This is a genomic window from Flavobacterium gelatinilyticum, assembly GCF_027111295.1.
Taxonomy (GTDB): Bacteria; Bacteroidota; Bacteroidia; order Flavobacteriales; family Flavobacteriaceae; genus Flavobacterium; species Flavobacterium gelatinilyticum.
Window position 1 is genome coordinate 5,362,383 of sequence record NZ_CP114287.1, and the last position, 15,073, is coordinate 5,377,455.

Below are 15,073 nucleotides of genomic sequence, written 5' to 3' on the forward strand. Positions count from 1 at the left end.
TGATTATTTTTTGTTAGTTACTTCGGCAACTTTAGTTGATTTTTCAGGCTGAATCGCTTGTCCGTCCTGAAGTTTGTCAATACCGCTTAACACGATTTGATCACCAGATTTTACGCCGTCTTTAATTAAATAATTCGTACCGCTTTTCCCTACAACGGTAATTGGCATTTTAGTTACTTTGTTGTCTTTTCCAACAGTGAAAACAAATACTTTGTCCTGCATTTCAACAGTTGCAGCCTGCGGAACCAAAATAGCATCATCGTGGTTTAATCCTAAACGAATTCTTCCTGTGTTTCCAGAACGTAAAATTCCATTCGCATTTGGGAAAGTCGCTCTAATTGTGATCGCTCCGGTTGTTTTATCAAACTGACCGTCAACCATATCGATTTTTCCTGTTTTAGGATAAGCGCTGTTATCCGCCAAAATCAAAGTTACAGGAGGTAATTTTTTGATTTTATCACCTAATGAACTTCCGGCATATTGCTCTTTAAAGTTGATGAAATCAGTTTCACCCAAAGAGAAATAAGCAAACACTTCGTGAACATCAGACAGCGTAGTAAGAGCCTCTACATCAGAAGCAGAAACTAAACTTCCTTGTTTTTTAGGTAATCTTCCAATGTAACCACTGACCGGAGCTGTTACATTTGTATATCCTAAATTAATTTTAGCAGAACCCACCATTGCTTTTGCCTGCTCGATATTGGCAGCAGCGATTTTTTGAGTTGCTTTAGCCGTTTTTAATTGATAATCAGAAACTACTTTATTTTGAACAAGCGGAGTCAGTTTATCAACTTCTAAGTTAGCGTTGATTAAAGCCGCTTCAGCCGCATGAAGACTTGCCAAGGCATTGTTTAACTGCTCACGGAACGGACGCTCATTGATTTTGAATAACGTCTGTCCTTTGTTTACGTAAGCACCTTCGTCAACAAAAATTCTGTCTAGGTTTCCGCTTACCTGCGGACGAATTTCAACGTCTACAGTTCCTTGGATAGAAGCAGGATATTCTGAGTCAGTGATGGTGTTTGCACTTGTGATTGCCAACACTGGTAAAACCGGTGGAGGTGGAGCAGTAGGAGCCTGATTTTTGTCTCCACAGCTGCTTAAAACTAATGCCAGAATAAAACTGGTTATAATTACATTTTTCATTTTCATTTTGGTTTTAATTGGTTGAACATTTTCTCGGGTAAAAATTGTTGGAATTCTAGAATTCTCGGGATTCATATTTAATTGAATTAAATTATCTAACGTTGTTAAGTAAAAGTGCACAAATTCCCATACAGCAAGCCTTTCCGATTTTATTTAAAATCAGTATTAAATTATCTAACGTTGTTAAGTAAATAAGTAAAAAAACTCTTTATTACCTTTATTAAATTTTCTAACAGTGTTAAGCGAAAGTTATAAAAAAAAAGGACTTTTACATTATCCCGTTTAAATCATTTTACACTGTTAAGTAAAATTGAAAATTTTTTTATTGTATTGATTTGATGATGCCAGTAATGGCATCCTTCAAAATTTGAGCATTAATTGTTTCTAAAATATCACTTTTGTTAATAATATTGATGGCGATTAAACCATGAATAACAGAAAAGAAAGTGAAGTACTTTTGCTTTATAATATCTTCAGTAGGGTTGCTGTCTTTCATGATTTCAGCAATCACACCAGTGAATAATTTGTAAGGTGCTTCCTGAGCCGAACATCGCTGCGCGCAGCACGTCATTTGAACACCAAACATAAGTTGATACATTTCAGTATTAGTAAAAGCGAAATCCCAATAGGTCATCCACATGGCTTCTAACTGATCTTCTGGTTTCTCAAACTTGTCTCTTGCAGTTTGCAGTTCCTTAGCCAGTTTCATAAAACCTTTGCCAGTCAGTTCTTCTAAAATTGCTTCTTTATTTGAGAAATATTCATAAATAATAGGAGCAGTATATTCGATTTTGTCGGCAATTTTACGCATACTCAAACCATTCCAGCCTTCTTCTTTTACGATATCATAAGCAGCGCCAAGAATATTACTTCTTGTCTCTTCTTTTTGTCTTAAAATTCGATCTTTGCTAGCCATTGTATTCAAGTATTAAATCGTTTAACACTGTTAGGCAAATGTATGGCGGTTTTTCGAATTACAAAATATTTTTATCATAATATTTTCTTATCGTACAATAAATAATTTCAAAAGCACTTGAAAAGTATTGATTTAATTGAGGTTTTTATTTTTAAAATAAATTTTGGAGCAGCGCATTTTTTCCTTTTTAAGACCTTTTGTCCCGCTCCACATTATATCTTTTATGGCGAACCCCGCCATAAAAGGATATCATTTCGATCGGGGCTAGGCGAGAATGTATCATTTTCATAATTTTTCTGTAGAAAGACGAATAAAAAAATCGATGTTCAACTGGACTGAAGTCTAGCTCTACAATATGCATAGAGCCTCTGGCTCTTTTTTACGGGATGAATAAGAAAAATTCCGTAGGAATGCCTCATATTGTAGGACTGGACTTTAGTCCAGTTATCTTCGTCAGGATTGACAAAAAACACCGGCACACCCACCTGTATTTATTTTTTTCGTAACATTACAATAAAAAAATGAACCCACTAACTACCATAAAAACCACATTTGCAGTTTTATTTTTCCAACAAATAATCTTTGCGCAGGAATCCAAAAAAGAAACAGCACCACAATACACAATCGAAAACTGTGTCAATCATTTTGAATTAGACAAAGCCACGAAAACCAAAGTAGGTTATCAATATTGGTTTGCGGATAAAAACTTCACTCATGAAAACACTTTAAAAATGAGTATAGTCGAACCAGGAAAATCGACACATGCACCGCACCATCATCCCGAAGAAGAATTCTTTTATATTTTAGAAGGCTCAGCTTCTTTTTTCTTGGATGGAAAAACGGTTGTAGTTGGACCAAATACGAGTTTGTACTGTCCGCCAAATGCAGAACACGGAATAAGCAACGCCGGAAATACCAATTTGAAATATTTGGTTATTAAGAAGGATTTGAGGTAGGTTATAATTCCATATTTTTAATGAACCAATGAATATAACTTGTTTTTATATTTTCTAATGCTGTTTCTTTTGTTAAAAGTGACTTCTTTGGCAGTATTTTAGATAAAATTAAGTTGACTTTTAGATTTACTATTTGATTGGAATTATTAATTCGAATAGGTTGGCCTAAAACGGAATGAAAATCCATTTTATAATTTGAAGATAAATATGTTATTTCAACAAAATTCCATATGTCGAAATAGACTACAAGGTTATTAATTGAAGGATTAATCTCTTTGAGGTACTCTTCGAAATTTTTGTAATTCTGAATTTCTTTTATTTTTTCTTTTCCAAAATTGTCCAGTTTTCCAGTTTCATCATCAACAAACAAAAAAATCTGTCCGCGCTTTTTTGCAGTTTTTAGAATATCTTTTTTTGTAATTTTTTTTGAAAGTTTTGCATCAATGAAATCACTATTGAAATTGTTTTCATTTTGATTTAATTGCTTAACTAGGTTTTCAATTTCCTTTTTTTCTATTCTTTTGTTTACTGATTTAATAATTGTATCCGAAATCTTGAGGTCGTTTTTCTCTGTTTCAGAATTGTACACATAGGAATTTGTTATGGTTTGAAATTCTGTTAAAATAAAAAAAGAATCATTTTCTTGAAATTTTAAAATTTCCTTTGTTTCATATTGTCCTATTTCTCCAAAGTTATGTTTCCCAATAGAATATTTTAAAACCAATTCTTTTTCAGAAGAAGTTTGTCCAATCAGTTTAACTGAGATTAGAAATAAGATAGTATATAGTTTAATCATCAAAATTTTTACTTCAAGAGTCTTTCTTCAAATGTATCGATTTTTGATTGCAACTTAATATTTAGGTTATTAATAATCATCTTGGACAATTTGAAAAGATTTTTTCCATAACCCTTCCTTCTTTGTATAGAGCGCTAGACTTGAATTTCCGTAACCTGTACAACAACATAAATTTGCAAGATATATAAATGAGGTATTATCACTTTTAAAGTATATAGGGTCTGAAATCATAATGGCTTGATTGCTTATATCTTTGTCAAGACATTCTACAATATCCGATTTCTGAATTAATTTACGATTACTAAAATCTCCTTCTTTCCATTCCTTTTTGTATTGTCTTCGAATAGCTGCAGCAAGATATTCTAATTCTTCACACGTGAGTATAAGGTTTTCACCCTGCATGTTTGGATTCGTTATATACGGTTTTTCAAGCATCAATTTTAATAAATGCTCTACGTTTACAGAATCAATTTTTGTAACAATGAAAGTTTCACCTTTATTAAATGCTTCTTGCCTGATGACATCATTTAATTGATCTCTTTTTATCATTTCATAATCTCGTATTTGTGCAAACATAAGAGAAGTGTATAAAAATAGAATTACCAATAATTTCATTTTAAATATTTATGATTACTATAGAAAGATGTTTTTCTTAAATACAATACTAACTTTTTACTGTTTTATAATCCAAAAATAACCTTTTTTGTTTCAAGTTGATTGTCTGTTTAAAATCAAAAAAAACACCTCCAAACCATAACAGTTCAAAGGTGCTTTCAGAATAAATAACTACAATTAAAACTACAAATCGTTATTTGTATCTTTTTTACGGTAAACCAAATAGAAAACCTGTGGTAAAACCGTTAAGGAAAGAATCATACAGGTTATTAATCCGCCTACGATCATAATGGCTAGGGGTTTTTGAACTTCAGAACCCATTCCGGTTGATAAAGCAGCCGGTAATAATCCTAAAGATCCCATTAAGGCAATCATAACAATTGGACGAATACGACTGTGAATTCCGTATGAAATGGCATCTTTTAAATGCATTCCGGCGCGCATGTTTTCGCGAATCATTCCGATGAGGACAATACTATCAATCGCGCTGACTCCAAAGAGAATGATAAATCCAATTCCTGCCGAGATTCCGAAAACGGTTCCTGTTATCCAAAGCGATAAGAATCCTCCAATAAAAGCATACGGCATGGCACTTATGGCTACCAAAGTATCTTTGAAGTTACCAAAGTTGAAATACAGCAGACATAAAATCAAGATCAAAACAACAGGAACAATCATCGCTAATTGTTTCGAAGCTCTTTCTTTACTTTCAAATTCTCCTGCCCATTTCATTACGTTTTCTTTTGGAAGTTTAACTTCGGCAGCTACTTTTTTCTGTGCTTCTGCAATTGTGCTTCCCAAATCTCGTCCTTCAATACTAAATCCAACGGCAATGTAACGGCTGTTTCCTTCACGGTAAATAAATGTTGGACCTGTTTTGTATTCTACGGTTGCAATTTCTTTTAAAGGCACTTTTTTACCATTCATAGTCGGAATCAAAATACCTTCGATTTTTTCTTTAGAATCACGATATTCTTTTTCAAAACGCAGGGTAATGTCAAATATCTTTTCGTCATCATAGAATTTTGTTGCAGCTTGTCCTCCAATCGTCATTCTAATAACCGCCTGTGCATCGGCAGTGGTTACGGCATAACGAGCCATTTTTTCATCTTCTAGCTGAATTCTCAATTCTGGCAGTCCAATGTTTTTATAAACGTTGATATCTTCAATTCCTTTTACATCTTTAATCGAATTTGCGACTTTTGCTGCCATTTCTTCCATCTGGAAAAGATCGCTTCCGAAAATCTTAATTACAAGCGGACTTTTTACACCCGCCACATATTCCTCGACATTATCCTGAATTGGCTGACTAAAACCAAATCCGATTCCCGGATATACATCAAGTTCTTTTTTGATCTCGGCAATCAGTTCTTCTTTACTTATTTTTCGTTTCCATTCGTCTTGATGCAGTAGTTCGATATGAAATTCAATATTAAAAAATCCAGTCGGGTCGGTTCCGTCATTTGGTCTTCCTGTTTGCGAAAGGACAAATTTTACTTCTTCAAACTTCCTGATTTTGGCTTTCATTTCTTTAGTCAATCGAACCGATTCGTCCAAATTGATACTATTCGGAAGCGTTGCTCTCACATAAATCGCACCTTCATTCAACTTCGGAATAAATTCTGATCCGTAAAAAGCAAATCGTACACAACAAACGGCCAATAAAGCTAAGAAAGCATAAATTGTAGTTTTTCTATGTTTTGTACTCCATTGAAAAAGCTTAAAAAGATTCTCTCTAAAGAAACGCGAAATCATGTTTTCTTTCTCTACAATGTTTTTCGTCAGCATCACTTTACACATGGCAGGCACGTAAGTAAGCGATAAAATCAGCGAACCTAATAAAGCGTACCCGAGAGTAAAGGCTAGGGGAGAGAACATTTTTCCTTCTACTTTCGTGAATGAGAAAATTGGCATTAAAGCGACAATCAAAATAATCAGGGCAAAGAAAATATAGGTTGCCACGCTTCCTACGCTTTTCTTGATTAATCCCATTTTACTCATGCTGTTAAAACGTTCCATTCCCACTTTATGGGCTTTCTTTTCGAGAGAAACGAACACATTTTCTACGATAACCAGTGTTCCTTCGAGCAGTAATCCGAAATCGAGCGCTCCCATAGAAATCAAGTTGGCAGGAAGTCCCTGAATTCGTAACATTACAATTGCAAACAAAAATGAAAGGGGAATTACAGTCGCCACAATCAACGAAGTACGCCAATTGTAAAGGAAAATGAACACGATCAATGAAACCAGTAAAACGCCTTCAATTAAGTTTTTAGTAACCGTTTTTACAGTTGTATTAACCAATTCGGTACGGTCAATAAACGGAACAATTTTGACATTATCCGGCAAAACTCTTTCGTTTAATTCGGTTAAACGTTCTTTCAATCTGCCAATTACTTCGCCCGGATTTTCACCACGAAGCATAATTACGATTCCTTCTACGACATCATCATCATCATCTAAACCAACCTGCCCCAGACGCGGTTTGGCCGAAATCGTAACCTCTGCAACGTGTTTTACTAAAACAGGAGCTCCGCCTTTGGTTTCAATTAAAATATTACCAATATCTTCGACTTTATTTACTAATCCAACCCCACGTACCACATAAGCCTGATCGCCGCGCTGAATAACGTCTCCACCCACATTGATATTACTTTTTGAAACGGCTTCGTAAACATCCAATGCAGATAAATTGTAATTTTCAAGTTCAGTCGGATTAATTTTGATTTCGAACATTTTTTCTTCTCCACCAAAACTTACCACATCGGCAACTCCGGGAACGGCAACCAATTCTCTTTCGATAACCCAATCCTGAATAGCCTGAACTTCTTTAATAGGCAAGTCACTTTTAATAACATATCTAAAGATTTCGCCCGTTGCCCCAGACGGCGGATCGATTTCAACATCGGCACCTTCTGGAAGATCCAATCCATTTAATCGGTTTGAGGCGTATTGCTGTGCGTAAAAATCTTCGACTCCATCATCAAATAAAACTGTTACAACCGATAATCCGAAAAGGGAAATAGAACGAACTTCTGCCTTTTTCGGGATCGTATTCATTTGTTTCGAAATAGGAAGTGTGATGAACTTCTCTACTTCTTCGGCACTTCGTCCAGGCCATTGTGTAATAATTCTGGCTCTTGTATTGGTTACGTCGGGAAATGCTTCTATGGGGGTATGAATGTAACTCACGATTCCCGCCACCAATAAAACGGCAGTCAGGAAAAACACAATGAGTGAGTTTTTCAAGGAGAAAGCCACCAGACCTTGTACAAATTTTTTCATGTCTTGTATTTTTTATCCGTTTTTAAGGATCTTAGTTTTTTAATCTTTCGTGAATCAACAATTGGTTTTTGGTAATCACCTTTTCGCCTTCGTTAACGCCTTTGTCAAAATAAAGCCAGCTGTTGTTTTTCAGTTTCGGATTTATTTCTCTGGTTTCAATTGTACAATCGTCTTTGTAGATTAAGATATAATCACGATTGTTGTCAAAAATGGCTGCTTTTGCAGGAACAGAAACCAATTCTTCGCCGCCAATGCTTTTATCAATTGTAATATCGGCTGTCATTCCTGGTTTTAATTTCAGGTTTCGGTTGTCCATTACAATTCGCGCCTTTAAAACGTGTTCTTCGGCATCAAAAATTTTCGACATCATATTGATTTTCCCTTTAAAGATTTCTCCCGGATAAGCTGGTGTTGTAACATCTACAGCCATATTTTCGCTGATGTTTTTTAGGTTACTGGTATAAACATTAACCAAAACCCAGATTTCTTTTAAATCAGAAATCGTAAATAAAGCATTGCTTTCGCTGGTAATCTGAGTTCCTGTACTGATGTTTTTGTCTACAATATAACCTTCAGTTGGTGCTTTGATTAGAAAAACAGATCGGTCATTACTCGCACTGAACATCGCAAGATTAGCTCTCACATTTTCTAAAGAAGATTTTAAAACGTCCAATTCGCTTTGCGCTTGAAGCAAATCTTTTTGAGAAGAAATTCCGTCTTCAAACATTGATTTTGTGGCTTGTAATTGACGCTGCGCCACCGTAATCTGCGACTGCAACGATCTGCTTTCAGACTGCATGCTGTTTAGTTCTGTACTTTTAATTTCTGCCAGAACCTGTCCTTTTTTTACATAATCGCCCAAAGAGAAAGATGTTTTCGTAATAATTCCTTCAACAAGGCTGTTAAACTGAACCACGTGATCTCCGTTATAAGTAATATTTCCCGTAAGATTAATCGATTCACTTACGGCACGTTTTTGTGCAGGTTCAATTGTGATTTTTTCTTTTAGATCTTTATCAATACAAAATTTTTCATCCTGTACTTTTTTAACTTCTTCTTTCTTGCCACATCCGTAAACGAGCATTAACCCAAGCATTGGGATTACAATAAGTTTCTTCATTATCTTTTTATATTTTGAGTAGGTGATGTGTTAATTGATTTCCTGCCCAGTGATGTAGCGCAGTTCTTCCAGATTTTTATTCAGGTCTTTTTTAGAATTCAGCAGTATCGATTTGTTGTCTAAATACGCATCAACAAAATCCAGATATTCTAACATGCTGGTATTTCTTTGCATGAAATTTTTACGATAGCTTTCTAAAAGTTTATCCAGATCGCCTTCAAAACTGGTATCGGCACTTTCATATAATTTTTTGGTGGTGATGAAATCCTGATACGCATTTAAAACCTCAGATTGTACGCTTAAAGTTTTTTCTTCCGTAAGCAGTTTTCCCTGATCGATGGCGATTTTAGCCGCTTTAATATTTCCCTGATTTCGATTAAAAAACGGAAGATCAAGTGAGAATCCAACACCAACAAAATCATTCATTAAACTCGCCCCGCGGTCGTAACTTACACCAAGTGTCACGTCTGGCGTACGCATGGCTCTTTCGTATTTGTATTTGTTGTCGTTGTATTCGTTTCCAAGTTTTAGGACTTTCATGTCAGGACGATTCTCAATTGCCGATTCCATAAGATTGGCCAGATTGATATCTTCGATATTTTTATTCACAGGAACAAAACCTTCATCTGTCAATTTGATAAAACTCGCTGCAGGAAGATTCATTAAAACTTTCAGTTCTTTTTGTAACGAATTGTTCTCTTTTTGCAGATCGTTGATTTCTTTTAAAAACTGAAGTTCCGTAGCTTTTAAACGAACATATTCGCCTTTGCCGACATTTCCTTGCGCAACCTGATTTTTATACGCTTTCAGTAAAGTCTGCATAGAAGAAAGTTGTTTTTGATACACTTCTTCCTGTGCCTGATTGTATTGCATTTCGGTTAGGTTTTCTCTGAATTCGATTTTTAAATTGCGTAAAAAAGTCTTGAAATATTCTTTTGCGATTTCGGCACTTACTTTTTCCATTGCAATCAGTTTTTTACGCTTTCCCGCAGTCTGAATCAGTTGCTCTAATTCGGCATTGACTTGCTGCGTTTTTCCGTAATTTCCCCATAATACGGGTAATTGTTGAGCCGTAGCATTGCTCCAAAGATTGATTTCGCCAATGGTTAAAGTGGGATTTGGCCATAATTTTGCCTGAATAACCTGTGCATCAGCAATGTCGATATTCAGTTTTTCGGAAATAAGAGAAATGTTCTTTTCCAGAAATATAGCTTCGGCCTGATTTCTAGAAAGAACAATCGTATCGCTGATGACGCCAATTTGTGCCATACTTTTGAGCGATACAATTAAAAACAAGGTTAAAAATATACGTTTCAAATTGAGTAGATTTAATAAGTTGCAAAGCTATTTGCTGCATATTAAGCCCTAATTTGATGTCTGTTAGAAACCAGTAAGAGTTGGATTAGAAAACGATTAGAGTTTCGGGAAAACCAGTGTTACCGTGGTTCCAACGCCTTTTTTTGAAGTTATGGTAAACTCAATATTATTTTGTTTGAAGATCACATTGGCCAAAGTGAGACCGATTCCGCTTCCTTTTATATCGTTTACATTTTTGCCTCTGTAAAAGGTTTGTTTGATAAATTGAAGATCGTCTTCGCTGATGCCTTTTCCCTGATCTTCAATGACAATTTTTAATTGCTGATTTTGTTCTAATAAACTGATTTTTATCGGATTTCCATCTGAATATTTAACGGCATTTTCGATAATATTAAATAAAGCGATTTTGATTTCGTTTGAATTTCCTTGTATCGAAAGCAGTTTATCATTGCCAACTTCTAAGGCAATTTGTATTTGTCCTTTTAAATGATAACTCGCAGACAATTGGTCGTTGATGTCCCAAACCAACTCGTCGACCCTGAAAATTTCGTTGAGTTCCATATTCTCGCGAAGTCCCGAAAGCATCATTAAAGTATTCATCGTGTCTTCGATTTGATAGACGTTTTCTAATACTTTCTGAGACATTTCTTTGTATTCGGCGCTGGTTCTGTCTTTTTGGGCAAAGACTTCAAGATTTCCGGAAATGGCGGTTAAAGGCGTTTTAAACTCATGCGAAACATAATTGATGAAGTTTTTCTGAATGATAAAAGTATCCGAAAGACGTTTCAGCAGATTATTATAAGTTTCGATCAATTCCTGAATATCGTCTTTGGTATTCGGAGAAACAATTTGTTTGTCTAACGACGAAGCCTGAATTTCATTTACCTGATTGATAATATTTTTGATCGGACTATAAGCCAGATTAGAAAGCACCCGGCTGACCAAATAAATACTGACCAATCCTGAAATTAAAACCAAAATCATAATAATCAAAAGTCGATCGGTCATGGTTTTGAAATCGGTGTCATTTTTTTTTACGAAAACCACAAAATCTCCCTGATTGTCATGGTAATAACTCCCAAAATAAAAATGATGTTTGGACTTGAAACTTAGTTTTCTGTTTTTTCTAATGTAATCTAGTTTTGATGCATTTATATTATGATCTGAAGTTTTATCTCCATACACAATTTGGTTTTTCTCGTTATAAACACGCGTCGCAATTTCAAGTGAATTTTCGCGGAATTGCTGTCCAATAATTAAATGCTGATTTTCTGGAAGTTCGTCTTTTTCCAAATAGAAAATTCCCGTCAATAAACAGGTTTTCTGCAATTCGTTATACACGATTTTTTCAGAATAACTGTAGAAAGAAAAATACGTGATCAGCGAAGCAATGACAAACACAACACTGAATGTCAAGGAAGAAATTAAAGTAAAGCGATTACGGATTTTCATAAGTCTTCTTTTAGCATGTAACCGATTCCTTTTATGGTGTGAATGAACTTATGATTGTGTTCGATTTTGTTTCTTAAATACGAAATATACACATCGACAACATTGGTGTTATTGTCGTAATTAATTCCCCAAACGGCAGTTAAAATCTGCGTTCGCGACATCACTTTATTTCGGTTTTCTAATAAGTATAAAAGCAGTTTGTATTCTCTTGGCGAAAGATCAATCAATTCGTTATTTTCTGTGACTTTATGTTCGTCCGGATTGATGGTTAAAGTCCCGCAAGTGTATAAAGTTTCGGGTTCGTTGTAATTGAATTTCGTTCTTCGCGTAAGCGCATTCACTCTCGAAATCAGTTCTTTAAAATGAAAAGGTTTTACGAGATAATCATCGGCACCAGAATCTAATGCGGTAACTTTATCATCGGTATTACTCAAAGCGCTGAGCATTAAAATTGGAGTATAAATCTTTTTAAAACGCATTAATTTCGTCAGCTGAATACCATCAATTCCCGGAAGCATAATATCCATCAGGATAATATCCCAAGTGTTTTCCTGAACAAGGTCGCGCGCCATTTCGCCCGTTTCGGCAAGATGCACGGTAAAGTTATTTTCTTCTAAACCTTTTATAATAAATTCGCTGATGCGTTTATCATCTTCAATGAGTAAAACATTCATAAATGGTATATTAATTTTGATTTTTGATTAAAATAGGGGTGTTTTTAATCATAAGACGCTTTTAAAAAGATTTTCAAAAATACGGTTTATTTTTTGAACGATATAAGAACTGGTAAATTGTTGAATGTTTTTATGAACCATATAAGTTCATTTAAGTTATTGAAGTTTTTTATGAATTGGTTTCTGCTTTAGCTGTAGGGAAATAAAAGGTCATATATTAAGGTTGAATGTTTTTATGAACCATATAAGTTCATTTAAGTTATTGAAGTTTTTTATGAATTGGTTTCTGCTTTGGATGGAGGAATTTTAAAGGACATATAATAAGATGGCTTTGGCTAAATGCGCAATTTAGGCTAAAGCCATTCTTATTCTTAATTTTTTAACCTCCATCTAAAGATGGAGGCAATTGATTTTTTTCAGTTGCCCCTAGTTTTAACTAGGGGGATTTTGAGATGATATAAGAAAAAGGCTTTAGCCAAATATGTTGTTGTTAATCTCGCAAAGTAATAAAGCAAAATTTTAGATTTTGTTGCTATAAAATAATAATCCCAATTAAGCCCAATCTTACATAATTCCCGTTTAATTTTTAATAAAAATCTGTACTTCAGTTAATTAACTTTTGTTAAAGAAAGCTTTAACATCGTCTGTTTTCCTTGGCTGTTTGAAATAACTAATTTTAGGTAAATCAAAATTAATCACATTTTAAATATTAGAAATTATGAAAAAGAATATCGCCATATTAGCCACAAACGGTTTTGAAGAATCAGAATTAGCATCTCCAAAAGCCTATCTGGAAGAGCAAGGTTGGAATGCAGATATCGTTAGTTTGAAATCTGGAACGATCAAATCCTGGAAAGACGGAAATTGGAGCAACGAATATAATGTTGATGTTGTATTAGATCAGGCAAATGAAGCCGATTATGATGGTTTGGTTCTGCCAGGAGGAGTTATAAATCCTGATTTATTAAGAAGAGAAGAAGCTGCAGTAGATTTTGTACGTTCGTTTTTTGAAAGTAAAAAACCAGTTGCCGCTATTTGTCACGGACCTCAAATTCTGGTAGATGCTGATGTTTTAGACGGTCGAAAAGTAACTTCGTTTTTCTCTGTAAAAAACGATTTGATAAACGCGGGAGCACAATGGGAAGACTCAGAAGTTGTCGTAGACCAAGGATTGGTAACCAGCCGAAACCCGAATGATTTGCCCGCTTTTAATAAAAAAATGGTAGAAGAAATTAAAGAAGGAATACATGAGCGCCAGAGAGTCTAATTTTTTAGATTTATAAATTATAAAAAATGCAAGATCAATTTTGGTCTTGCTTTTTTTGTTTGTAACGTCGGATTCGACTATTCCCGCAATCTTGTCATTTCGACCGAAGGGAGAAATCACACGCGTTAATAGACAAAGATTGGCGACATTCTGTGTGGAGTTTCTAGTGTGATTTGCTTCGTCTATTCGCTATCGCTCGGGTCTCCTCCGTCGAAATGACAAAAATGCGATAAATACTTACCAAAATATAGATTTAGTATATTTGTTAAAGAATATAAAGTAGTTGTAAGAAAAAGAATATAAAATAAAGATTTTTCCTATATTTGTCGTTCCTATAATTACGACTTTACGGCTAAAGAAATTTGCCCTTGTATGATGTGTACGGTATCGGAAACGACCGTAAACGCTGTCGTAAGCGTTAGGAACACTTAGATACAAGGGTTTTTTATATTCCTAATATTACGACATTATGAGTACAAACACCCTTTCCAAAGAAGCCGAAACAAGGCTGATTGATTTTTTTAACCATATTATCGATCCCGAAGATATGGCAAAAGTATTAAGACAAGTAAACTGCATTTTAGCGCTCTCCGTAATGCGACAACCCGAAACCCTCCAAATTGGACTAACAAATTTTGAAGACAATTATTATTGGGTCAATGAATTGGCGGAGATTTTGAATCCTTATTTGAGTGAGGAGTAAGATTTATAAAATGGAAAAACCTCGATTTTTAAATGAATCGAGGTTTTTAGTTTTTTGAAATAGTATTTAATAATCTTCTTCTATAATTTTAAAAGATTTTTTCCACACTCCATCTTTTTTTGTGTAGAGAAAGAAACCAGAACTTCCATATGCTCCACAACAGCATAAATTGGCAAGGTATACAAATATAGTCTGATCACTTTTATATATTGGATCGGAAACCATAACAACCTGACGATTTATATCCTGATCAAGACATTTTTGAATATCAGATTGCTTAATTACTTTACGATTATTAAAATCACTTTCTTTCCATTCGTCCTGATATTGTTTTCGAAGATTCTTTGCAAAATATTCTAATTCTTCTGCTGTGATTATTAAATTTTCATTCTGATTATTAAAATTGAAGATATAAGGTTTTTCAAGAATTGATTTTAATAAATGTTCAACATTTGCCGAATCAATTTTTGCTGTAATAAAAGTTTCTCCCTTATTAAATGCTTCTTTTCTTATAATATCACTTAGAATTTCTCTCTTTCTTGATTCATATCCAAGTTCTTGTGCATTTGAAAGATAAGAAATCAGTAGAAAAAATGCTAATAGTCTCATTTTTGCCTTTTATTAGTAGAGTGGTTGTGTCTTTCAAAAATATATAAAATTTCTATCCGATATTGATATATTAAAAATTACTCAAAATTTTATTTTTTGATGTTCTTAGTAAAATGTAATTTACTAAGCGACAAAACGAAACTCTCCAAATTGGACTAACAAATTTTGAAGACAATTATTATTGGGTCAATGAATTGGCGGAGATTTTGAATCCTTA

13 protein-coding genes are annotated in these 15,073 nt (G+C 34.3%); 3 read left to right on the forward strand and 10 right to left on the reverse strand.

From position 1 onward, the window contains the following. Positions 1–3 precede the first annotated feature (3 nt). Both OZP11_RS23205 and OZP11_RS23210 read right to left on the reverse strand, forming a co-directional pair. Positions 4–1,221 (reverse strand): efflux RND transporter periplasmic adaptor subunit, encoded by a 1,218-nt coding sequence (locus OZP11_RS23205; protein ID WP_281232859.1) that lies wholly within the window; start codon positions 1,219–1,221, stop codon positions 4–6. Positions 1,222–1,468: 247 nt separating this feature from the next. Beyond that, complete coding sequence (locus OZP11_RS23210) at positions 1,469–2,062, reverse strand: TetR/AcrR family transcriptional regulator (RefSeq protein WP_281232860.1); 594 nt, start codon at positions 2,060–2,062, stop codon at positions 1,469–1,471. A 521-nt stretch (positions 2,063–2,583) separates the two neighbouring features. Between OZP11_RS23210 and OZP11_RS23215 the strand changes: the two genes are divergently transcribed. Beyond that, positions 2,584–3,018: a cupin domain-containing protein gene (locus OZP11_RS23215; RefSeq protein WP_281232861.1), complete on the forward strand. Its 435-nt coding sequence runs from the start codon at positions 2,584–2,586 to the stop codon at positions 3,016–3,018. Between the two features lies 1 nt (position 3,019). Here the strand turns inward: OZP11_RS23215 and OZP11_RS23220 are convergent, their stop codons facing one another. The 7 genes from OZP11_RS23220 to OZP11_RS23250 all read right to left on the reverse strand — a co-directional run bounded on the left by OZP11_RS23220 (position 3,020) and on the right by OZP11_RS23250 (position 12,277). Then, on the reverse strand, positions 3,020–3,814 hold the full coding sequence (locus OZP11_RS23220) for a hypothetical protein (protein WP_281232862.1): 795 nt from the start codon (positions 3,812–3,814) through the stop codon (positions 3,020–3,022). 69 nt (positions 3,815–3,883) lie between these two features. After that, on the reverse strand, positions 3,884–4,429 hold the full coding sequence (locus tag OZP11_RS23225) for a hypothetical protein (RefSeq protein ID WP_281232863.1): 546 nt from the start codon (positions 4,427–4,429) through the stop codon (positions 3,884–3,886). A 183-nt stretch (positions 4,430–4,612) separates the two neighbouring features. Beyond that, complete coding sequence (locus OZP11_RS23230; RefSeq protein WP_281232864.1) at positions 4,613–7,714, reverse strand: efflux RND transporter permease subunit; 3,102 nt, start codon at positions 7,712–7,714, stop codon at positions 4,613–4,615. A 31-nt stretch (positions 7,715–7,745) separates the two neighbouring features. After that, complete coding sequence (locus OZP11_RS23235) at positions 7,746–8,834, reverse strand: efflux RND transporter periplasmic adaptor subunit (RefSeq protein WP_281232865.1); 1,089 nt, start codon at positions 8,832–8,834, stop codon at positions 7,746–7,748. A 30-nt stretch (positions 8,835–8,864) separates the two neighbouring features. Beyond that, entirely contained in the window at positions 8,865–10,103 is a 1,239-nt protein-coding gene (locus tag OZP11_RS23240; RefSeq protein ID WP_281232866.1) for a TolC family protein, read from the reverse strand. Positions 10,104–10,247: 144 nt separating this feature from the next. Next, positions 10,248–11,603: a sensor histidine kinase gene (locus tag OZP11_RS23245; protein ID WP_281232867.1), complete on the reverse strand. Its 1,356-nt coding sequence runs from the start codon at positions 11,601–11,603 to the stop codon at positions 10,248–10,250. Beyond that, positions 11,600–12,277: a response regulator transcription factor gene (locus OZP11_RS23250; RefSeq protein WP_281232868.1), complete on the reverse strand. Its 678-nt coding sequence runs from the start codon at positions 12,275–12,277 to the stop codon at positions 11,600–11,602. The genes OZP11_RS23245 and OZP11_RS23250 overlap by 4 nt, the downstream gene beginning before the upstream one ends. A 718-nt stretch (positions 12,278–12,995) precedes the next feature. On the opposite strand from OZP11_RS23250, the gene OZP11_RS23255 reads away from it, so the two are divergent. Further along, the gene (locus tag OZP11_RS23255; protein ID WP_281232869.1) at positions 12,996–13,544 is read left to right on the forward strand and encodes a type 1 glutamine amidotransferase domain-containing protein; all 549 of its coding nucleotides are present in this window, start codon (positions 12,996–12,998) and stop codon (positions 13,542–13,544) included. A 469-nt stretch (positions 13,545–14,013) separates the two neighbouring features. Next, positions 14,014–14,247 carry a hypothetical protein gene (locus OZP11_RS23260; RefSeq protein ID WP_281232870.1) on the forward strand — a complete coding sequence of 78 codons (234 nt, stop codon included), beginning with the start codon at positions 14,014–14,016 and terminating at the stop codon, positions 14,245–14,247. Positions 14,248–14,313: 66 nt separating this feature from the next. On the opposite strand, the gene OZP11_RS23265 is transcribed toward OZP11_RS23260, so the two are convergent. Next, positions 14,314–14,856: a hypothetical protein gene (locus OZP11_RS23265; RefSeq protein WP_281232871.1), complete on the reverse strand. Its 543-nt coding sequence runs from the start codon at positions 14,854–14,856 to the stop codon at positions 14,314–14,316. Positions 14,857–15,073 lie beyond the last annotated feature (217 nt).